Raw genomic sequence first — 1,495 nt, 5'->3', positions numbered from 1 at the left:
CGCCTCCTACGAGACGACCGTCACCGACTGGGAACGCCGCCGAGCCTTCGAGCGCCTGTGAACCGCCCAGGTCTCCGGGTCGCTTCGCGGGGGCGGCCGATCCGTCCACGGCCGCCCCCGCGAGCCGCGCGGCAGCATCGTCCAACCACTTCTGCCGCAAGATTCAGTTGGATACCGGCCTCACCGCCGCACCCGGCGCCCCTGTATCAGCGGGTCGTCACCAACGAGCGCGGGCAACCGCATCCGCGGGAGAGCTGCTCACGATCGTCGCCAATCGTGTGTCCGGTTACGGTCCAGCGGGCCTCCGACGGCATTAAGGCTAGAACGTGAAACGAGGTCGTGACAAGGGCCGGCGATGCCGTCTCGATGGTTTTTTCCGCATTGCGACCGGTAACAGAAAACACCATGACGAGCATACCGATTTATTTTTCGGATTGTTTTACCAGCGCATGTCCGGCCGGTTCCTATATTCTCGGCAAGTGCACTATACGTAGCTTTCCGGCCGGGTCATCCGTCCACCAGGCCGATCCGGGCGTGCAGGGCCCGCAACGGCCGCGGCGCCCACCAGTTGGCGTTACCGGCCAACCGCATGAACGCCGGCACCAGCACCCCGCGGATCAGCGTGGCGTCCAGGACGATCGCCAGGGCCGTACCGATGCCGAACATCTGTATGAACGTGACCGACGACGTCCCGAAGGCCACGAAGGTCACCGCAAGCAGTGCCGCGGCGGTAGTCACGATCCGCCCGGTGCGGGCGAGGCCGGTGGCAACAGCCTCGGTGTTCGGGACGCCACGGTCATGCTCCTCCTTGATCCGGGAAAGCAGGAACACCTCGTAGTCCATGGACAGGCCGAACGCGATGCAGAACAGCAGCACCGGCATGGAGGTGTCCAACGGCCCCGGCAGGAAGCCCAGCGCCCCGGACAGGTGACCGTCCTGGAAGATCCAGACTGCGGCACCGAGCACCGCGGTCAGGGACAGCACGTTGAGCACCAGAGCTTTCAGCGGCATGACGACACTGCCCGTGAACAGGAAGAGCAGCACGAACGTGGTCAGTGCGATCAGCCCGATGGCCAGTGGCAGACGCTGGGAGATGGTCTCCTTGCCGTCGACCAGAACCGCGGACGGGCCGCCGACCAGCACGGACGTCCCGGCTGGAACGGGCCGCTCACGGACGGCCCTCGCGAGATCCTGCCCGGCCTGCGATGCCGGGTCGGCCGAGGGGATCACCTCGAGATAGGTCGAGGTGGCGGCGGAGAACCGGGCGTCCGCGGCTGTGGCGGGCGCCGTCTGGCGACCCGCGACATAGGTGCCGGCAGCGCTGTTCACCCGGGCCACGTTCGCCAGCGAGGACAGGTCGCGCGCGTATGCGTCCAGTGCGGGCCCGACCGAGCCGGCCGCACCCTCAGCGCCTGCGGCCGCACCCCCGCTGCCTCCGCCGGAACCACCGGTCAGCCCCTCCACGACGACGGTCGTGGCGGCAGCGGTGTCCGCG

The 1,495-nt window shown here is 67.9% G+C and carries 1 protein-coding gene; it reads right to left on the bottom strand.

The window, feature by feature from the left end:
• Positions 1 to 507: 507 nt before the first annotated feature.
• A partial coding sequence (locus DD1DGNOD_RS03800; RefSeq protein ID WP_165036383.1) for an MMPL family transporter occupies positions 508 to 1,495 on the bottom strand: 988 nt, incomplete at its 5' end.

This window comes from Candidatus Protofrankia californiensis, from assembly GCF_900634765.1.
Classification (GTDB): Bacteria; Actinomycetota; Actinomycetes; order Frankiales; family Frankiaceae; genus Protofrankia; species Protofrankia californiensis.
The sequence above is the reverse complement of the archived record's forward strand: the minus strand, read 5'-3'. Positions and strand labels throughout refer to the sequence as shown.